This window comes from Streptococcus sp. 27098_8_86, assembly GCF_041432595.1.
In the GTDB taxonomy this organism is placed as follows: Bacteria; Bacillota; Bacilli; order Lactobacillales; family Streptococcaceae; genus Streptococcus; species Streptococcus pneumoniae_F.
The window spans coordinates 43,408-62,576 of sequence record NZ_JAPVZW010000003.1 but is presented as its reverse complement, the minus strand read 5'-3'; the positions used below and the strand labels follow the sequence as shown (position 1 = coordinate 62,576).

The following is a 19,169-nucleotide window of genomic DNA, read 5'->3' as shown; positions in this document are numbered from 1 at the left end:
ATTGATTACATGAAGAAAATACGAAGCTATACCAGTATCTGGTCTGTGGAAAAGGTACTGTATTCTATCAATGATTTTAGACTTCCGTTTCCCATAACCTTTACGCAAATGACATGGTTTGTCGTGTCACTCTTTGCAGTGATGATACTTGGCAACTTGCCCCCTCTTTCCATGATAGAGGGAGCATTTCTCAAATACTTTGGGATTCCTGTGGCTTTCACATGGTTTATGTCTACAAAAACTTTTGATGGTAAAAAGCCTTATGGATTTTTGAAGTCTGTCATTGCTTATGCACTGCGACCAAAGCTGACCTATGCAGGAAAAAAAGTAACGCTTGGCAGAAACCAGCCACAAGAAGCCATTACAGCAGTTAGGAGTGAATTTTATGGCATATCCAATTAAATACATTGAAAACAATCTCGTCTGGAATAAAGACGGGGAATGTTATGCTTACTATGAGCTTGTTCCTTACAATTACTCATTTCTAAGTCCAGAACAGAAAATACAAGTGCATGATTCTTTCAGACAGCTTATCGCACAAAATCGTGATGGCAAAATTCATGCTTTACAAATCAGTACAGAATCCAGCATACGTTCTGCACAAGAGCGTTCCAAAAATGAAGTCACTGGCAAGCTCAAAGCGGTTGCCTATGACAAAATCGACCAACAGACAGACGCTTTAATATCCATGATTGGCGAAAATCAAGTGAACTACCGTTTCTTTATCGGCTTTAAGTTGCTTCTCAACGATCAGGAGTTTTCTATGAAAAGTCTTACCGTTGAAGCAAAAAATGCTTTGTCTGATTTTGTCTATGATGTGAACCATAAGCTGATGGGCGATTTTGTTAGTATGAGTAATGATGAAATCCTGCGTTTTCAGAAGATGGAAAAGCTCTTAGAAAATAAAATCTCTCGTCGTTTCAAAATCCGCAGGTTAGATAAGGACGACTTCGGCTATCTGATTGAACACCTTTACGGACAGACAGGCACTGCCTATGAAGAGTATGAGTACCATCTATCAAAGAAAAAGCTGGATAATGAAACGCTGATTAAATACTATGACTTGATTAAGCCTACTCGCTGTTTGGTGGAAGAAAAACAGCGATATTTGAAAATCCAGCAGGAAGATGAAACCGTCTATGTAGCTTACTTTACCATTAACAGCATTGTCGGAGAACTGGACTTCCCGTCCTCTGAAATCTTCTACTACCAGCAACAGCAATTTACATTCCCGATTGATACGTCAATGAATGTGGAAATTGTAGCGAATCGTAAAGCCCTATCTACTGTCCGCAATAAAAAGAAAGAACTGAAAGACTTGGATAACCACGCTTGGCAAAGTGATAATGAAACCAGCTCCAATGTGGCGGAAGCTCTGGAAAGTGTGAATGAGCTGGAAACCAATTTAGACCAAAGCAAGGAATCTATGTACAAGCTGTCTTATGTGGTAAGGGTATCAGCAAATGATCTTGACGAACTCAAACGTCGTTGTAATGAAGTAAAAGATTTTTATGACGATTTAAGCGTAAAACTGGTACGACCATTTGGGGATATGCTCGGCTTACATGAAGAATTTTTACCTGCCAGCAAGCGTTATATGAATGATTATATTCAATACGTGACCTCTGATTTCCTCGCTGGTTTAGGTTTTGGTGCTACTCAAATGCTGGGGGAAAATGAGGGGATTTATGTTGGCTACAGCTTAGATACTGGACGCAATGTCTATCTGAAACCTGCTCTTGCCAGTCAAGGGGTTAAGGGTTCAGTAACCAATGCGTTAGCGTCGGCTTTTGTTGGTTCGCTGGGTGGTGGTAAATCCTTTGCGAATAACCTTATCGTCTATTATGCGGTGCTTTATGGGGCACAAGCAGTGATTGTAGACCCAAAAGCAGAACGTGGCAGATGGAAAGAAACCTTGCCAGAGATTTCCCATGAAATCAATATCGTCACTCTGACTTCTGATGAGAAAAACAAAGGCTTACTTGACCCTTATGTGATTATGAAAAATCCCAAAGATTCTGAATCACTGGCTATTGATATTCTGACATTCCTTACGGGGATTTCCTCTCGTGATGGGGAACGCTTCCCAATCCTTAGAAAAGCCATTCGTGCAGTAACCAATAGTGAAGTACGAGGGTTGATGAAAGTGATTGAGGAATTACGGGTTGAGAATACGCCACTAAGTACCAGTATAGCCGACCATATCGAAAGTTTCACAGACTATGACTTTGCACATTTATTATTCAGTAATGGTTATGTGGAGCAGTCTATCAGCTTAGAAAAACAACTGAACATTATACAGGTTGCGGACTTGGTACTTCCCGACAAGGAAACTTCCTTTGAGGAATATACCACTATGGAGCTTTTATCCGTTGCTATGCTGATTGTCATTAGTACCTTTGCTTTAGACTTTATCCATACAGACCGAAGCATTTTCAAGATTGTAGATTTAGACGAAGCATGGAGCTTTTTACAGGTAGCACAAGGAAAAACACTATCTATGAAGCTGGTTCGGGCTGGTCGTGCTATGAACGCTGGGGTATATTTCGTGACCCAAAATACAGACGACCTCTTAGATGAAAAACTGAAAAATAACCTCGGCTTAAAATTTGCATTTCGTTCCACTGACCTTAACGAGATTAAAAAGACCTTAGCCTTTTTTGGTGTAGACCCAGAGGACGAAAACAATCAGAAGCGATTGCGTGATTTGGAAAACGGGCAATGCCTTATCAGTGATTTATATGGTCGTGTCGGTGTGATACAGTTCCACCCTGTATTTGAAGAACTGCTCCATGCCTTTGATACCAGACCACCTGTGCGAAAAGAGGTGTAAATGTGAAACCATCAATAGTAAACAGAATAAAATCAAACTGGACGCTGAAACGTCTAGGTAAAGTGGCAATGACAGTGGCTTTCACACTTGTGATTGCCATTTTTCTTTTAGCCATGCTGGGAACGGTGGTTCAAGCTGCGGGCTTGGTAGATGATACGGTCAATGTGGTAAATGAATACAGCCGATACCCACTTGAAAACTATCAACTGGATTTTTATGTGGATAATAGCTGGGGCTGGCTTCCGTGGAACTGGTCGGACGGGATTGGAAAACAGGTCATGTATGGACTATATGCCATTACCAATTTTATTTGGACAATCAGTTTGTATGTTTCCAATGCGACAGGTTACTTAGTACAGGAAGCCTATTCCTTAGACTTCATTTCCGCTACAGCAGATTCCATTGGTAAGAATATGCAGACCTTAGCTGGTGTGAGTGCAAACGGATTTTCAACAGAGGGTTTCTATGTTGGATTCCTCTTACTCTTGATTTTGGTTCTTGGGGTTTATGTTGCCTATACGGGACTGATAAAGAGAGAAACCACAAAGGCAATTCATGCCATTATGAATTTTGTGCTGGTGTTTATCCTATCGGCTTCCTTTATTGCCTACGCTCCCGACTACATTAAAAAAATCAATGACTTTTCATCAGACATCAGTAATGCCAGTTTATCACTTGGCACGAAGATTGTCATGCCCCATTCCGATAGTCAAGGCAAGGACAGCGTGGACTTAATCAGAGATAGCCTGTTTTCCATACAGGTTCAGCAACCGTGGCTACTGCTTCAATACAACAGTTCAGACATTGAAAGTATCGGTATTGACCGTGTGGAAAGCCTGCTCTCCACCAGCCCAGATTCCAACAATGGCGAAGACAGAGAAAAAATTGTTGCGGAAGAAATTGAAGACAGAAGCAATACCAATCTAACCATTACAAAGACCATTAACCGTTTAGGTACAGTCTTCTTCCTATTTGTCTTCAATATTGGGATTTCCATATTTGTATTCCTATTAACAGGAATCATGATTTTCTCGCAGGTACTTTTTATCATCTATGCTATGTTTCTGCCTGTGAGCTTTATTTTAAGCATGATTCCATCATTTGATGGTATGTCAAAACGAGCCATAACAAAGCTCTTTAATACCATTTTGACACGAGCTGGAATCACATTGATTATTACGACAGCATTTAGTATTTCAACCATGCTCTATACCTTATCGGCTGGTTATCCGTTCTTTTTGATTGCTTTTCTACAGATTGTGACCTTTGCAGGAATCTACTTCAAGCTGGGCGATTTAATGAGTATGTTTTCTCTACAGAGTAACGATTCTCAAAGTGTGGGAAGTCGTGTGATGAGAAAACCTCGTATGCTTATGCACGCTCACATGCACCGTCTACAGCGGAAACTTGGACGTTCCATGACTACTCTAGGGGCTGGGTCTGCCATTGTTACAGGTAAAAAAGGACAGTCGGGTTCGGGGAGTTCTGCAAGGACACAAGCAGATCACTCCCGACCAGACGGAAAGGAAAAATCAACACTTGGAAAACGTATCGGTCAAACCATCGGTACAGTAGCTGATACCAAAGACAGAATGGTAGACACTGCTAGTGGTTTGAAAGAACAGGTTAAAGATTTGCCGACCAATGCAAGATATGCAGTATATCAAGGAAAATCCAAAGTAAAAGAGAATGTCCGTGATTTAACCAGTAGTATTTCTCAAACCAAAGCGGACAGAGCCAGTGGACGCAAGGAACAGCAGGAACAAAGGCGAAAAACCATTGCGAAGCGTCGCTCTGAAATGGAACAGGTCAAACAGAAAAAACAGCCTGCTTCTTCTGTTCATGAAAGACCGACTACAAGACAAGAACAATATCATGATGAACAGACCTCAAAACAGTCTAATATTCAGACTTCATATAAGGAATCTCAACAAGCCAAACAAGAGCGTCCAGCAGTTAAGTCCGATTTTTCAAGTCCAAAAGTGGAACGCCAAGGCAATACCGTTCAAGAAAAAACCGTTCAAAAGCCAGCAACTTCAACCACTACAGCAGATAGAACTTCACAACGTCCAATCACAAAAGAACGTCCGTCTACTGTTCAAAGAGTACCACTACAAAATACAAGAAGTAGACCACCAATCAAAACCGCCACCATTAAGAAAGTCGGTAAGAAACCATGAAGTTGAAAACTTTAGTGATTGGTGGTTCTGGATTATTCTTGATGGTCTTCTCACTGCTTCTGTTTGTTGCCATTTTATTTTCAGATGAACAGGACAGCGGAATTTCCAATATTCATTATGGAGGTGTGAATGTTTCCGCAGAAGTGCTGGCTCATAAGCCTATGGTAGAAAAATATGCCAAAGAATATGGCGTTGAAGAATATGTCAACATACTTCTTGCGATTATACAGGTGGAATCGGGCGGTACTGCGGAAGATGTTATGCAGTCCTCGGAATCCCTCGGTCTTCCACCTAATTCATTGAGTACAGAAGAATCCATTAAGCAAGGTGTGAAGTATTTCAGTGAATTATTAGCCAGTAGCGAAAGGCTCAGTGTAGATTTAGAATCGGTTATCCAGTCCTACAATTATGGTGGTGGTTTCTTAGGGTATGTGGCTAATCGTGGAAATAAATATACCTTTGAACTGGCTCAAAGTTTCTCAAAAGAGTATTCAGGTGGCGAAAAAGTGTCTTACCCCAATCCCATAGCCATACCTATCAATGGGGGCTGGCGATACAACTATGGCAATATGTTTTATGTGCAACTGGTAACGCAGTATCTTGTCACAACAGAGTTTGATGATGATACGGTACAAGCCATCATGGACGAAGCACTGAAATATGAGGGCTGGCGATACGTTTACGGTGGAGCTTCCCCGACTACTTCTTTTGATTGTAGCGGACTGACACAATGGACGTATGGAAAAGCTGGAATTAACTTACCACGAACCGCACAACAGCAATATGATGTGACCCAGCATATCCCACTATCGGAAGCACAAGCTGGCGATTTGGTTTTCTTTCATTCTACCTATAACGCTGGCTCTTATATTACTCATGTTGGGATATACCTTGGCAATAACCGTATGTTTCATGCAGGCGACCCAATCGGTTATGCCGACTTAACAAGCCCCTACTGGCAACAGCATTTAGTGGGAGCAGGACGAATCAAACAATGAGAAAGGAAGATTTAATGATGAAATTTAGAAAAAATCAGAATAAAGAAAAACAGATACCAAAGGAAAAGAAACCTCGTGTCTACTATAAGGTCAATCCTCATAAAAAGGTTGTGATTGCCTTGTGGGTACTTTTAGGGCTTAGTTTCAGCTTTGCGATATTCAAGCACTTTACAGCTATAGATACTCATACTATTCACGAAACAACTATCATAGAAAAGGAATACGTTGATACTCATCATGTAGAAAATTTTGTAGAGAACTTTGCGAAAGTCTACTATTCATGGGAGCAATCCGATAAGTCCATTGATAATCGAATGGAAAGTCTAAAAGGCTATCTGACAGATGAACTTCAAGCTCTCAATGTTGATACAGTACGCAAAGATATTCCTGTATCGTCTTCTGTAAGAGGATTTCAGATATGGACGGTAGAGCCAACTGGCGACAATGAGTTTAATGTAACCTACAGTGTAGACCAGCTCATTACAGAGGGAGAAAATACAAAGACCGTCCACTCTGCTTATATAGTGAGTGTCTATGTAGATGGTTCTGGAAATATGGTACTGGTTAAGAATCCGACCATTACCAACATACCTAAGAAATCAAGTTATAAACCAAAAGCCATTGAAAGTGAGGGGACGGTTGATTCCATTACAACCAATGAAATCAATGAGTTTTTAACGACGTTCTTCAAGCTCTATCCTACAGCGACAGCCAGTGAACTTTCCTACTATGTGAATGACGGGATATTAAAACCAATCGGAAAAGAGTACATCTTTCAAGAACTGGTAAATCCTATTCACAATCGTAAGGATAATCAAGTCACGGTATCGCTGACAGTGGAGTATATCGACCAGCAGACCAAAGCAACGCAGGTATCTCAATTTGATTTGGTACTTGAAAAGAACGGGAGTAATTGGAAGATTATAGAATAACAAATATTGGTACATTATTACAGCTATTTTGTAATCACGTACTCTCTTTGATAAAAAATTGGAGATTCCTTTACAAATATGCTCTTACGTGCTATAATTTAAGTATCTATTTAAAAGGAGTTAATAAATATGCGGCAAGGTATTCTTAAATAAACTGTCAATTTGATAGTGGGAACAAATAATTGGATGTCCTTTTTTAGGAGGGCTTAGTTTTTTGTACCCAGTTTAAGAATACCTTTATCATGTGATTCTAAAGTATCCGGAGAATATCTGTATGCTTTGTATGCCTATGGTTATGCATAAAAATCCCAGTGATAAGAGTATTTATCACTGGGATTTTTATGCCCTTTTGGGCTTTTGAATGGAGGAAAATCACATGAAAATTATTAATATTGGAGTTTTAGCTCATGTTGATGCAGGAAAAACTACCTTAACAGAAAGCTTATTATATAACAGTGGAGCGATTACAGAATTAGGAAGCGTGGACAAAGGTACAACGAGGACGGATAATACGCTTTTAGAACGTCAGAGAGGAATTACAATTCAGACAGGAATAACCTCTTTTCAGTGGGAAAATACGAAGGTGAACATCATAGACACGCCAGGACATATGGATTTCTTAGCAGAAGTATATCGTTCATTATCAGTTTTAGATGGGGCAATTCTACTGATTTCTGCAAAAGATGGCGTACAAGCACAAACTCGTATATTATTTCATGCACTTAGGAAAATGGGGATTCCCACAATCTTTTTTATCAATAAGATTGACCAAAATGGAATTGATTTATCAACGGTTTATCAGGATATTAAAGAGAAACTTTCTGCCGAAATTGTAATCAAACAGAAGGTAGAACTGTATCCTAATATGTGTGTGACGAACTTTACCGAATCTGAACAATGGGATACGGTAATAGAGGGAAACGATGACCTTTTAGAGAAATATATGTCCGGTAAATCATTAGAAGCATTGGAACTCGAACAAGAGGAAAGCATAAGATTTCATAATTGTTCCCTGTTCCCTGTTTATCACGGAAGTGCAAAAAACAATATAGGGATTGATAACCTTATAGAAGTGATTACGAATAAATTTTATTCATCAACACATCGAGGTCAGTCTGAACTTTGCGGAAAAGTTTTCAAAATTGAGTATTCGGAAAAAAGACAGCGTCTTGCATATATACGTCTTTATAGTGGCGTACTGCATTTGCGAGATTCGGTTAGAATATCGGAAAAGGAAAAAATAAAAATTACAGAAATGTATACTTCAATAAATGGTGAATTATGTAAAATCGATAAGGCTTATTCCGGGGAAATTGTTATTTTGCAGAATGAGTTTTTGAAGTTAAATAGTGTTCTTGGAGATACAAAGCTATTGCCACAGAGAGAGAGAATTGAAAATCCCCTCCCTCTGCTGCAAACGACTGTTGAACCGAGCAAACCTCAACAAAGGGAAATGTTACTTGATGCACTTTTAGAAATCTCCGACAGTGACCCGCTTCTGCGATATTATGTGGATTCTGCGACACATGAAATCATACTTTCTTTCTTAGGGAAAGTACAAATGGAAGTGACTTGTGCTCTGCTGCAAGAAAAGTATCATGTGGAGATAGAAATAAAAGAGCCTACAGTCATTTATATGGAAAGACCGTTAAAAAAAGCAGAGTATACCATTCACATCGAAGTTCCACCGAATCCTTTCTGGGCTTCCATTGGTCTATCTGTAGCACCGCTTCCATTAGGGAGCGGAGTACAGTATGAGAGCTCGGTTTCTCTTGGATACTTAAATCAATCGTTTCAAAATGCAGTTATGGAGGGGATACGCTATGGCTGTGAACAAGGATTGTATGGTTGGAATGTGACGGACTGTAAAATCTGTTTTAAGTATGGCTTATACTATAGCCCTGTTAGTACCCCAGCAGATTTTCGGATGCTTGCTCCTATTGTATTGGAACAAGTCTTAAAAAAAGCTGGAACAGAATTGTTAGAGCCATATCTTAGTTTTAAAATTTATGCGCCACAGGAATATCTTTCACGAGCATACACCGATGCTCCTAAATATTGTGCGAACATCGTAGACACTCAATTGAAAAATAATGAGGTCATTCTTAGTGGAGAAATCCCTGCTCGGTGTATTCAAGAATATCGTAGTGATTTAACTTTCTTTACAAATGGACGTAGTGTTTGTTTAACAGAGTTAAAAGGGTACCATGTTACTACCGGTGAACCTGTTTGCCAGCCCCGTCGTCCAAATAGTCGGATAGATAAAGTACGATATATGTTCAATAAAATAACTTAGTGTATTTTATGTTGTTATATAAATATGGTTTCTTGTTAAATAAGATGAAATATTTTTTAATAAAGATTTGAATTAAAGTGTAAAGGAGGAGATAGTTATTATAAACTACAAGTGGATATTGTGTGCTGAGAGCTTTCTTCTATACTAATAGACGAAAGGGTGTGAAAATGATTTTTAAATGATACTGTGGAACGGAACAGTAGCCCTAGTATTGACTACTGTCGTTTCTATTCATATTGGCTATTCTAGGACTGAGATGAAAAAATCTATAAATGCTCAGAATAAAATTGAACCCGCAAATCTCCCCAAAACAATGGTGAGTCATGTACTTGTATTATTCCGAAAAAATACACCTCTGGTGCAGTGAGACAAATTGGTGTATCTTATAGTGGCTTCGTAGATGAAAGCTATACTCTACTATCACTCTTTGATGATGTAGAACAAATTGAAAAAGATAATAGACTTCAGACAGCTATTGATGTTGTCAGAGAACAGTTTGGTTTTTTAGCCATACAAAAAGGAACCGTCCTAACTGAAGGTTCCAGAAATATTGAACGCAGTAAACTTATCGGTGGTCATTCCGCGGGTGGATTGGAGGGATTAAAATGAAACAAGAAAAAAATACAGTACAATTTTCAGAAATCCGTAGCAAAGGATGTAATGATATTGAAATGCTTGAAAGATTTTTACATGGAATCGTTGAAACAGCAACTTCAAAACTTCGTCAGAGAAAACTCAAAACAACTGAAATATCGATACGACTAGTACATGCTAAATCTGAAAACCGATTACCATTGGAATTTACATTTAGCATTAAGCCAACAAGCTCATCTGTGATAATCTATACTGAGGTAATCAATCGCTTTAAAGAATGTTACACAGGTGGGGGAATTCAAGGTTTTACGATTCAATTTGATAAAAATACCCTTGCCTCTGCATAGAAAGGATTTGATATGATTGACCGTTCATATTTACCATTTCAATCAGCAAGAGAGTACCAGGATACAAAGATGCAAAAATGGATGGGCTTTTTCCTATCTGAACATGCATCAGCACTCTCTGATGATACAAACAAAGTAACGTACATGTCTGACTTATCACTAGAGAAGAAATTATTACTCCTCAGTCAAGTATACGCCGGGCAGCTACGCACACGCATTCAAGTGATTGAAAAAAACAAGCGTGTTTCCTACACTGGAACAATACCAAGTCTGACCAAAGATTTCATTTTGATAAAAACTACAACAGGTCACATCAATTTGAAATTAAAAGACATTATTAGTATTGAACTTGTCGAGGAGGTGCTCTATGAATCAGCTTGAGTTTCAGCGTAATCACCTACAAATGGACTATTATAGCGAGAGCTACCAAGATTTTGAACGTGACTTCTACCGCTACTCTAACATGAATATTCCATTGACCTTCCTAACTGATGATATCCTAAAAACAATGGCGACTTCACGTAAGAATTACTTTGTCCTCAATAAGGAAAAGTCCAGAGATAACCGCGATCACTTCTTCATATTTGAAGTAAGTACCGTAGATGAGAATCCGCTAATCTATCATTATACATATAAGAAAACTACAATATATTTAGCAGAAAAATAGGAGCAGTTCAATTGACTGTTCCTATTTTTAATATTCATAAAATCTAAAGTCTTTATACTCTTTAACAATGGAGTCGCCAACCAGAACAGACTATACTGACCAGCGACTACCTTAAATTTAATGTTTCAGATTTATTTTCTTATCTCTAATTTCATAAACTACATCTGCTACATTTTCGAGTAATCGTTTATCGTGGGTGATAAACACGATAGTTCCGGTGTACTCCTTCATTAGTATTTCCAAAGCCTCTAAACTTGGTATGTCAAGGAAGTTACTGGGTTCATCCATTATTAGGATGTTATATCTACCCATGAGCATTTTAGCAAGCAACAATTTTATAATTTCTCCACCGCTTAAAACAGATAAACTTTTTCCAATATCGTTCTGTTTGAACCCCATAGATGCTAGCACTGAACGAATTTCTGATATATTGTAGTCACAATCCTTCTGCATAAACTCCATAACATTCTGATTACTGTTGTACTTGTAACCATTCTGTGCAAAGTAACCTATTTTTGCCTTAGGCGAAATAGAAATTCCTTCTTCATGGTTTAAGATCATTTGGATTAAAGTTGTTTTTCCGATTCCATTACCACCAGTTAACGCCACTTTTGCTCCTAACGGAATTTGAAAAGATGCATTTTCAAACAGAGCCTTATCCCCAAATACTTTATTAATTTCTGCACCGACTATAGGGTATGGATTATGGAGCTCCAATGCTTTACTTTGCCTGAAACGAATTCTGCGAATGCCTTCCGGAGCTTCTACTTTTCCTAAGGCCGCAATCCTGTGCTCTAGGGTTTTAGCAGCATTATACATCTTTTTTTCCTTACTTCCTATTGATTTTTGATGAGCTAAACGCCCTCCGTCTTCAGTACTTTTTTTCTTTGAAGAACCTTTTGCCTTCTGTTCTATTTTACGAGCCTGTTTTCGCTTTTCCTCCGCAGCCCTTTCCAATCGGGCACGTTCCGCAATAAATTGTTCGTATTCTGCAGCTTGGCTCTTACGTTCTTCCTCTTTCTGACGAAGATAATCAGAATAGTTTCCCCAATACTCAGTGATTTTGCCATCTTTCAGTTCCCATATTTTATCTACTATTTCATCAAGAAAATAGCGGTCATGGCTAATAACTAACAGTGCACCTGTAAAATATTTTAGCTGTCCTATTAGAAAATCAATTCCTTCACGGTCTAAATGGCTCGTAGGTTCATCCGCTAAAATACCATGAACCTGTGCCGATAAGGCCTGTGCTATTTTAAGCCTTGTTTCTTCACCACCGCTCATAGTCTGTATATTTAATTGCTCAACACCTAGCTTGCCTACAAGTGCAAAATCTTTTTCCTCCTGCAGAGTTACTTCGTCCAACTGGGGAATATAGGCAAGTTCACCCAGACGATTCATTTTACATCCTGGGGGAGTTAATTCTCCTAAAAGTACCCTGAGTAAAGTGCTTTTTCCAGCACCATTTGCTCCTACTAAACCAATACGGTCATAATCATATACTTCTAATTCATTTATATCTAAAACATCGCGTCCTTTGAATTCCACACGAATGTCTTTTGCTTTTAATATTAATTCCATAACATTTCCTCCTGTCTATAATCGCATGCTTTCATTTGCTTGTATGCAGGGAAAACCCTGCGATTTTAGCAGGAAGAGTTACATGAAAATAAGATACATAAATATTCCTCCAATATTGTTTATTTTAAATCTAATTTTCTAACCTCAGTTATCATTTGGCAAACTATAGCAATGCCAATAATTAAAATACCTGATAGTAAAAACCAATGATTTACACCGATTTTATCAGCAAAGAATCCAGAAAGAATTAACCCAATTGGCATAGCAAGTGACATGATACTTCCGATCAAAGAAAATACACGTCCTAAATATTCAGGCTTAATTTTCTCCTGAAAAAGAGCTGTTTGCACACCGCTATAAAATGGCACCGAAAGCCCCATTATTGCACAGCAAACTACGAATATTACAAATCCATTTGGAGGAAGTATTCCCGAAACGGCTAAACTGGTCCCCATTATAAAAAATGAACTTGTTATTAGTAATACATGCTTTTCGAAGCCCCCTAATCTTCCTAATAATAAGCCTCCTGCTAGCATCCCAAATGCAAAGGAAATTTCCGTAATAGAAATATGCACAGGCGTTCCATTAAAGTGTTCCATGCTTATTAAAGGAAATAGTGCATTGATTGGCATATAAACAAAAGTATATAGTGTTCCTAAGAGTAATAAGGCAAACAATCCTTTGTTTTGTCTCAGAACCACAACTCCTTCTTTCATCTCCCTTATGAAATTTGGTTCTAAACTTTGCACTTGATTACCCAGCTTAGGTATACGTACAATTGCTACCGTAATAGATGCAATCACAGCACCCAATACGTCGATGGCAATAATAGCATTTAAATCCCAAACGGAGTATAAGAGTGCTGCAACTGCCGGACTAACAATATAGCTTATAGACTGCAAAGACTGACTATAGCCTGCGCATTTCGTTAGCTGTTCTTCTGGTACTAAAAGTGGTGTAACCGCATTGAGTGCTGGGGTATGAAAAGCTGTTCCAATGCTACGGATAAACAATACTATCATAATCATCCAGACAGGTAGCTCCATACAGAATGCAACAATAGCAAGCACTGCACCAGCTGCTGCGATAATTAAATCGGCACCAATCATTATCTTCTTCCTATCATGACGATCCACTAGCACACCAATGGCAGGTCCCAAAATCGCATAGGGTAAAAAACCTACTAATGAAGCCATAGACAAGACCATCGCAGATCCTGTTTTTTCTGTAAGGTAAAAAATAATCGCCATTTGCAGGATGGCACTAGTGATTAATGATACTGCTTGCCCTGCCCATATTGCATAAAATTTTCGTTTCCAATTGTTGTATTTTTCCATTTATATTATCTCCTGCATATTATTTTGCTTGAATTTCTATTTTGAATAGCATTCTAGGCAATAAAAAATGCAGGCCAAACCCCACAATGTGGCTTTTGGTCTGCATACATACAATTTGGAAACATTCATATTAAAGACATAGTTAAATAAAGGTATAGTTAAATAACCAATATCCTCACCGTAACTAATGAATGCTCAATATCGTATAAATAAGCACAACAAAAAAGCCTATCATCGGGTATAGATTCTGCTTTTTTTATTGCCAGCTTATCTTAAACGCATTGAGGCTGTCATAGTTTCGGTTCCTCCTACATCTTTGTTTATATCAATTTATAGTATAACACAACAAGATGATATGTTCAATATAAAAGTTATGGAATGAGACTCATACTTCCAATTCGATGCCAGATTTAAAGGATATGACGAAGTTTTCTTCATAGACTGTAACGCTCTGGATTATCTTCCTTAGTAGCAAGCGATTAGCTTTCACAAAATCTTCTGTTTGTAGTTTTAAAAATTCATCAGGATTTTCTAACTCAACCTCAAAATATTTCATTTTACATTCCCTCATTTCATTTATTGATAAATTGAGTTTGCAAAAAAGAGTGGACAATTTTTGTCTACTCTTAACCTTTAAAATAGTTTTTTTTAATCGATTTGAAGTTGCCTAAATTATTACTTATTCGGTAAAATGAAGTATTGCTTTCAACAGATTTCCTTCAACTACACTTCACTTGATTCAAACAAGGTGGGTACATTTCTATTCCCACAAACTCCTTGTCAATGGAAACAAACACGTACCCACAGGGTAAATGGAAATAGAAACTGATAATTTCTAGCTATCACTTCTACTCATTCCAAAAATTTTCTCACTCTGATACTTACCCACCATAAAGCAAAAAGCCTTGCAATCAAGGCTTTCATTATCCCTTTCGTTCAAAGGTTTCTAAGCTTTTACGAGCAGAGCGACACACTCAGCGGTTCGCTATCTCCGTTCTGTCTGCGTGCTAGCACTTGTCAATCACGGACAGCTATCGCATGGGCGGAAGTAAATGCTAATCTTCGTCGTTTTACTCCTTGACTAGCAAACTTACCGCCTCAACATGTCCTGTATGTGGAAATAAAACACGATTAAAGATAAGGGAAGATACTGAATTAAAAAAATTCCCCCTCTATTGTCCGAAATGCAGACAAGAAAATTTAATTGAAATAAAGCAGTTCAAAGTAACTGTGATTACAGAGCCAGACGCAAAGACGCAGAGCCGATAAAATGAGATTAATACAATCTCATTTTATCGGCTCTTTCCGTTATGTATGGATTCTTTTAATTAGTCTTCGATGTTTCTTGCTTCGTTGATACCGCTGGCTAAAGATTCCATTAAGGATAGTTCTTTGTCTGTAAAGCTATCCATGTATTTCTCTATCTGTAATCGTCGGGTGCTTTTTACCAAGTTATTAGCAGGTAAGAAAAATTCATCAACGGAAACATGAAGTAACGATACAAGGTCATAAAGAACTTGTATGCTGGGGTGTTGCCCTTTATTTTCAATATTAGTTAAGTACCGTGGGTCAATTTCAATCAATGCTCCCACTTGTTCACGAGTTAAACCTCGTTTCAATCGAGCTTCTTTAATGGCTAAACCAAAGGCTCTAAAATCATATTTATCTTCTTTTTTACGCATAGTAGACCACCTCTATACATTTTATTGTTCCTACTGAATTAAAAACAGGTATAGAAAAACGTGTTATATGGTTTATAGGTTTATATTTAATAAAAAGCACTACTAAACGCCAATAAAAAAAACCGTTATATGGTAGTGCTATTTACGCTGTTAAAATATTGTATATTACTTCCAAATGGCGGTTTGTTGGAGGTCAACGTCGCCATGAAGTACATCATATACAATAAATTTCCTTACATTGGGTTCTTGTCAAAAAAAGTCGTCTATCTGCAATAGATAAGTACGTCCACCAATGTGGTTTTATAAATCATATAGATAGAATAACAGAAGCATGTAAACAGAGAAATAAATCTGTTTATATGCTTTTTTGGCTATTCAGAACTTTTTTACAAAGTTTATTTATCAGTAATGCAACAAATCCCCCTTTCACATTGGGACTAAGAGTGAAAGGAGATAAACGAGCAAGGCTCACTTCCTTTCCTAGACAGAAAGGGGGTGAGAAACATGAAACCATCTTCTTTTCAGACCACAATAGAAAATCAGTTTGACTATATCTGTAAACGTGCTATGGAAGACGAGCGAAAGAATTATATGCTTTATCTTTCAAGGATTGCAAAGCGTGAGGTGTCCTTTTCGGATGTTGGCGATTATCTTGTTAGCCAGTTTGCGACAACAGATAACTATTCAACTGACTTTCAGATTTTTACACTCAATGGGTTATCAGTAGGCGTTGAAAATGATTTGTTGAGTGAAGCATTACGTGAGTTGCCAGACAAGAAACGTGAAATTCTACTGCTGTTTTACTTTATGGACATGAGCGATTCAGAAATTGCAGACCTGTTGAAATTGAACCGTTCTACTGTCTATCGGCATAGAACCAGTGGACTAGCCTTAATTAAAAAGTTTATGGAGGAATTTGAAGAATGAAAACACAATATCCTATGATTCCCTTTCCTCTCATTGTAAAGGCAACAGATGGCGATACCGAAGCGATTAACCAGATTCTACATCATTACAGAGGGTACATAACGAAGCGTTCCCTACGACTTATGAAAGATGAATATGGCAATCAAAGTATGGTCGTTGATGAAGTCTTACGTGGAAGAATGGAAACCAGACTGATTACAAAGATTTTGTCATTTGAAATTAAGTAATATCCTCTCTCCTTTCGTGGAAGCGTGCTAAACCATTCCACGCTTCCCGAACAGGGAGGTTTGTTATTCCACCAAAGCATATTGAGCTTTCAATGTGTTTTGATAGGCTAACGAGCCATTGTTCTTTGAAAACTGAATAAAAGTAATCGAATACGTTTCGATAAGAAAAGAGCCAACGGAACTAACCGCCATGACCTATCTTATAAAGATAGCGAGCGATTCATGTTAGTGATCCGAGAAGCAATCTTTAGCAGGATTGCCTGCAACGACATTCTTATCGTGATAATGATACTCCCATACAGTCAATAGTCCGAGCGTGATAAAACCGTCGCAGGCAATGAGTATGGCTACATGAGAACCATGCAGGGGTGGAACTCCCGTGAGCTTTGCTAAAGCTGTTCGATTGCTGGTAAAACAACTTTTATGAAATCCAAATAAGTGATTTGGAAAGGAGGATTTTATGAAGCAGACTGACATTCCTATTTGGGAACGTTATACCCTAACCATTGAAGAAGCGTCAAAATATTTTCGTATTGGCGAAAACAAGCTACGACGCTTGGCAGAGGAAAATAAAAATGCAAATTGGCTGATTATGAATGGCAATCGTATTCAGATTAAACGAAAACAATTTGAAAAAATTATAGATACATTGGACGCAATCTAGCGTCGCCAAAGGGTCTTGTATATGATAAAATAGTATTAAGTCGTATCAAGGCTCTTTCCATAAAGGAAAGGAGCAAATGCCATGTCAGAAAAAAGACGTGACAATAAAGGTCGAATCTTAAAGACTGGAGAGAGCCAACGAAAAGACGGAAGATACTTATACAAATATATAGATTCATTTGGAGAACCGCAATTTGTTTACTCGTGGAAACTTGTGGCTACAGACCGAGTACCAGCAGGAAAGCGTGATTGTATCTCACTTAGAGAGAAAATCGCAGAGTTACAGAAAGACATTCATGATGGTATTGATGTTGTAGGAAAGAAAATGACACTCTGCCAGCTTTACGCAAAACAGAACGCTCAAAGACCAAAGGTTAGAAAAAACACTGAAACTGGACGCAAATATCTTATGGATATTTTGAAGAAAGACAAGTTAGGTGTAAGAAGTATTGACAGTATTAAGCCATCAGACGCTAAAGAATGGGCTATTAGAATGAGTGAAAATGGTTATGCTTATCAAACCATCAATAACTACAAACGTTCTTTAAAGGCTTCATTCTATATTGCTATACAAGATGATTGTGTTCGGAAGAATCCATTTGACTTTCAACTGAAAGCAGTTCTTGATGATGATACTGTCCCTAAGACCGTACTAACAGAAGAACAGGAAGAAAAACTGTTAGCCTTTGCAAAAGCTGATAAAACCTACAGCAAAAATTATGATGAAATTCTGATACTCTTAAAAACAGGTCTTCGTATTTCAGAGTTTGGTGGTTTGACACTTCCAGATTTAGATTTTGAGAATCGTCTTGTCAATATAGACCATCAGCTATTGAGAGATACTGAAATTGGGTACTACATTGAAACACCAAAGACCAAAAGTGGCGAACGTCAAGTTCCTATGGTTGAAGAAGCCTATCAAGCATTTAAGCGAGTGTTAGCGAATCGAAAGAATGATAAGCGTGTTGAGATTGATGGATATAGTGATTTCCTCTTTCTTAATAGAAAGAACTATCCAAAAGTGGCAAGTGATTACAACGGCATGATGAAAGGTCTTGTTAAGAAATACAATAAGTATAACGAGGATAAATTGCCACACATCACTCCACATAGTTTGCGACATACATTCTGTACCAACTATGCAAATGCAGGAATGAATCCAAAGGCATTACAGTACATTATGGGACATGCTAATATAGCCATGACGCTGAACTATTACGCACATGCAACATTCGATTCTGCAATGGCAGAAATGAAACGCTTGAATAAAGAGAAGCAACAGGAGCGTCTTGTTGCTTAGTAGTACAAATGAATTTACTACTTATTTACCACTTCTGACAGCTAAGACATGAGGAAATATGCAAAGAAACGTGAAGTATCTTCCTACAGTAAAAATACTCGAAAGCACATAGAATAAGGCTTTACGAGCATTTAAGAAAATATAAAAAGATAATTAGAAATTTATACTTTGTTTAATTTTAAAAATTATATAATAGCAACAATCAAAGAATTTGATTTTTTTATATTAAAATTATATAATAATCAAAATAATTGATTATTTTATATTAAAATTATATAATAGCGATAATCAAAGGAATTGATTTATTTTTTGATATTAAAATAGAAAAGGAGGGTAAGCAATATTGTGGTCAATCATTGCTGGAGGTCTGATTGGACTTGTAGCAGGTAGAATCACTAAAAAAGGTAGTTCTATGGGAATCGTCGCAAATGTATTCGCTGGTTTAGTCGGGTCATCTGTAGGACAATCCCTTTTAGGTAGTTGGGCCCATCCATCGCTGGAATGGCTTTGATCCCATCTATTGCAGGAGCAGCAATTGTTGTTACTGTAGTATCATTCTTTACAGGTAAAAAATAATTACTTGTAGAATAAACTATTTTTAAATA

General features: G+C 37.8%; 20 protein-coding genes and 2 pseudogenes. 17 read left to right on the top strand and 5 right to left on the bottom strand.

Translation table 11 applies throughout. From position 1 onward, the window contains the following. Nucleotides 1-9: 9 nt before the first annotated feature. The 11 genes and pseudogenes from O3616_RS03980 (at nt 10) to O3616_RS03930 (ending at nt 10,847) form a co-directional block, all read left to right on the top strand. A complete protein-coding gene (locus O3616_RS03980) occupies nt 10-402 on the top strand; it encodes a conjugal transfer protein (RefSeq protein ID WP_000723888.1) in 393 nt (130 codons plus the stop codon). Beyond that, nucleotides 386-2,833, top strand: a complete 2,448-nt coding sequence (locus O3616_RS03975; RefSeq protein ID WP_000331160.1) for an ATP-binding protein — start codon at nt 386-388, stop codon at nt 2,831-2,833. The genes O3616_RS03980 and O3616_RS03975 overlap by 17 nt, the downstream gene beginning before the upstream one ends. Before the next feature lie 2 nt (nt 2,834-2,835). After that, entirely contained in the window at nt 2,836-5,013 is a 2,178-nt protein-coding gene (locus tag O3616_RS03970; RefSeq protein ID WP_371638157.1) for a CD3337/EF1877 family mobilome membrane protein, read from the top strand. Further along, nucleotides 5,010-6,011 (top strand): lysozyme family protein, encoded by a 1,002-nt coding sequence (locus O3616_RS03965; RefSeq protein ID WP_000769868.1) that lies wholly within the window; start codon nt 5,010-5,012, stop codon nt 6,009-6,011. Before O3616_RS03970 ends, O3616_RS03965 begins: the two co-directional genes overlap by 4 nt. Next, nucleotides 6,008-6,943: a conjugal transfer protein gene (locus O3616_RS03960; protein WP_001224320.1), complete on the top strand. Its 936-nt coding sequence runs from the start codon at nt 6,008-6,010 to the stop codon at nt 6,941-6,943. Before O3616_RS03965 ends, O3616_RS03960 begins: the two co-directional genes overlap by 4 nt. A gap of 313 nt (nt 6,944-7,256) precedes the next feature. Then, nucleotides 7,257-7,304: pseudogene (locus tag O3616_RS03955) on the top strand (hypothetical protein); the annotation flags it as partial. 15 nt (nt 7,305-7,319) lie between these two features. Continuing rightward, complete coding sequence (tet(M), locus tag O3616_RS03950; RefSeq protein WP_371638156.1) at nt 7,320-9,239, top strand: tetracycline resistance ribosomal protection protein Tet(M); 1,920 nt, start codon at nt 7,320-7,322, stop codon at nt 9,237-9,239. Nucleotides 9,240-9,602: 363 nt separating this feature from the next. Next, complete coding sequence (locus tag O3616_RS03945) at nt 9,603-9,848, top strand: hypothetical protein (RefSeq protein WP_001813542.1); 246 nt, start codon at nt 9,603-9,605, stop codon at nt 9,846-9,848. Further along, entirely contained in the window at nt 9,845-10,180 is a 336-nt protein-coding gene (locus O3616_RS03940) for a hypothetical protein (protein ID WP_000806926.1), read from the top strand. The genes O3616_RS03945 and O3616_RS03940 overlap by 4 nt, the downstream gene beginning before the upstream one ends. 12 nt (nt 10,181-10,192) lie before the next feature. After that, nucleotides 10,193-10,561: a hypothetical protein gene (locus tag O3616_RS03935; RefSeq protein ID WP_000567222.1), complete on the top strand. Its 369-nt coding sequence runs from the start codon at nt 10,193-10,195 to the stop codon at nt 10,559-10,561. Beyond that, nucleotides 10,548-10,847, top strand: a complete 300-nt coding sequence (locus tag O3616_RS03930) for a DUF5960 family protein (RefSeq protein WP_001072467.1) — start codon at nt 10,548-10,550, stop codon at nt 10,845-10,847. Before O3616_RS03935 ends, O3616_RS03930 begins: the two co-directional genes overlap by 14 nt. A 117-nt stretch (nt 10,848-10,964) precedes the next feature. On the opposite strand, the gene msr(D) is transcribed toward O3616_RS03930, so the two are convergent. The 3 genes from msr(D) to O3616_RS03915 form a co-directional block, all read right to left on the bottom strand. Continuing rightward, on the bottom strand, nt 10,965-12,428 hold the full coding sequence (gene msr(D), locus O3616_RS03925; RefSeq protein ID WP_000420313.1) for an ABC-F type ribosomal protection protein Msr(D): 1,464 nt from the start codon (nt 12,426-12,428) through the stop codon (nt 10,965-10,967). A 119-nt stretch (nt 12,429-12,547) separates the two neighbouring features. After that, the gene (gene mef(A) / locus O3616_RS03920; RefSeq protein ID WP_000417519.1) at nt 12,548-13,765 is read right to left on the bottom strand and encodes a macrolide efflux MFS transporter Mef(A); all 1,218 of its coding nucleotides are present in this window, start codon (nt 13,763-13,765) and stop codon (nt 12,548-12,550) included. Between the two features lie 385 nt (nt 13,766-14,150). Beyond that, the gene (locus O3616_RS03915) at nt 14,151-14,321 is read right to left on the bottom strand and encodes a hypothetical protein (RefSeq protein ID WP_000873143.1); all 171 of its coding nucleotides are present in this window, start codon (nt 14,319-14,321) and stop codon (nt 14,151-14,153) included. A 521-nt stretch (nt 14,322-14,842) separates the two neighbouring features. On the opposite strand from O3616_RS03915, the gene O3616_RS03910 reads away from it, so the two are divergent. Beyond that, complete coding sequence (locus tag O3616_RS03910; RefSeq protein WP_001860868.1) at nt 14,843-15,034, top strand: cysteine-rich KTR domain-containing protein; 192 nt, start codon at nt 14,843-14,845, stop codon at nt 15,032-15,034. Between the two features lie 59 nt (nt 15,035-15,093). Here O3616_RS03910 and O3616_RS03905 read toward each other — a convergent pair whose 3' ends face one another. Then, nucleotides 15,094-15,447, bottom strand: coding sequence for a helix-turn-helix transcriptional regulator (locus tag O3616_RS03905; protein ID WP_001227347.1), 354 nt, complete (start codon nt 15,445-15,447; stop codon nt 15,094-15,096). A 504-nt stretch (nt 15,448-15,951) separates the two neighbouring features. Between O3616_RS03905 and O3616_RS03900 the strand changes: the two genes are divergently transcribed. Together O3616_RS03900 and O3616_RS03895 are read left to right on the top strand one after the other, a co-directional pair. Next, on the top strand, nt 15,952-16,374 hold the full coding sequence (locus tag O3616_RS03900) for a sigma-70 family RNA polymerase sigma factor (protein ID WP_000804885.1): 423 nt from the start codon (nt 15,952-15,954) through the stop codon (nt 16,372-16,374). Then, nucleotides 16,371-16,601 (top strand): helix-turn-helix domain-containing protein, encoded by a 231-nt coding sequence (locus O3616_RS03895; RefSeq protein ID WP_000857133.1) that lies wholly within the window; start codon nt 16,371-16,373, stop codon nt 16,599-16,601. The genes O3616_RS03900 and O3616_RS03895 overlap by 4 nt, the downstream gene beginning before the upstream one ends. Nucleotides 16,602-16,826: 225 nt before the next feature. Here O3616_RS03895 and O3616_RS03890 read toward each other — a convergent pair whose 3' ends face one another. Further along, nucleotides 16,827-17,078, bottom strand: a complete 252-nt coding sequence (locus tag O3616_RS03890; protein WP_001845478.1) for a hypothetical protein — start codon at nt 17,076-17,078, stop codon at nt 16,827-16,829. Here O3616_RS03890 and O3616_RS03885 point away from each other — a divergent pair. From O3616_RS03885 to O3616_RS03875, 3 genes and pseudogenes are all read left to right on the top strand, one after another. Beyond that, a complete protein-coding gene (locus O3616_RS03885) occupies nt 17,062-17,265 on the top strand; it encodes an excisionase (protein ID WP_000814511.1) in 204 nt (67 codons plus the stop codon). The two genes, O3616_RS03890 and O3616_RS03885, sit on opposite strands and share 17 nt — an antisense overlap. 81 nt (nt 17,266-17,346) lie before the next feature. After that, nucleotides 17,347-18,564 carry a tyrosine-type recombinase/integrase gene (locus O3616_RS03880; protein WP_001291561.1) on the top strand — a complete coding sequence of 406 codons (1,218 nt, stop codon included), beginning with the start codon at nt 17,347-17,349 and terminating at the stop codon, nt 18,562-18,564. A gap of 340 nt (nt 18,565-18,904) precedes the next feature. Then, nucleotides 18,905-19,140, top strand: a pseudogene (locus tag O3616_RS03875) (GlsB/YeaQ/YmgE family stress response membrane protein). Nucleotides 19,141-19,169 lie beyond the last annotated feature (29 nt).

Bases quoted from the DNA above. Each gene is read 5' to 3' on its own strand.
- O3616_RS03980 (WP_000723888.1), top strand. From the start codon at position 10: ATGAAGAAAATACGAAGCTATACCAGTATCTGGTCTGTGGAAAAGGTA.
- O3616_RS03975 (WP_000331160.1), top strand. From the start codon at position 386: ATGGCATATCCAATTAAATACATTGAAAACAATCTCGTCTGGAATAAA.
- O3616_RS03965 (WP_000769868.1), top strand. From the start codon at position 5,010: ATGAAGTTGAAAACTTTAGTGATTGGTGGTTCTGGATTATTCTTGATG.
- O3616_RS03960 (WP_001224320.1), top strand. From the start codon at position 6,008: ATGAGAAAGGAAGATTTAATGATGAAATTTAGAAAAAATCAGAATAAA.
- O3616_RS03940 (WP_000806926.1), top strand. From the start codon at position 9,845: ATGAAACAAGAAAAAAATACAGTACAATTTTCAGAAATCCGTAGCAAA.
- O3616_RS03935 (WP_000567222.1), top strand. From the start codon at position 10,193: ATGATTGACCGTTCATATTTACCATTTCAATCAGCAAGAGAGTACCAG.
- O3616_RS03930 (WP_001072467.1), top strand. From the start codon at position 10,548: ATGAATCAGCTTGAGTTTCAGCGTAATCACCTACAAATGGACTATTAT.
- O3616_RS03915 (WP_000873143.1), bottom strand. From the start codon at position 14,321: ATGAAATATTTTGAGGTTGAGTTAGAAAATCCTGATGAATTTTTAAAA.
- O3616_RS03905 (WP_001227347.1), bottom strand. From the start codon at position 15,447: ATGCGTAAAAAAGAAGATAAATATGATTTTAGAGCCTTTGGTTTAGCC.
- O3616_RS03900 (WP_000804885.1), top strand. From the start codon at position 15,952: ATGAAACCATCTTCTTTTCAGACCACAATAGAAAATCAGTTTGACTAT.
- O3616_RS03895 (WP_000857133.1), top strand. From the start codon at position 16,371: ATGAAAACACAATATCCTATGATTCCCTTTCCTCTCATTGTAAAGGCA.
- O3616_RS03885 (WP_000814511.1), top strand. From the start codon at position 17,062: ATGAAGCAGACTGACATTCCTATTTGGGAACGTTATACCCTAACCATT.
- O3616_RS03890 (WP_001845478.1), bottom strand. From the start codon at position 17,078: ATGTCAGTCTGCTTCATAAAATCCTCCTTTCCAAATCACTTATTTGGA.
- O3616_RS03880 (WP_001291561.1), top strand. From the start codon at position 17,347: ATGTCAGAAAAAAGACGTGACAATAAAGGTCGAATCTTAAAGACTGGA.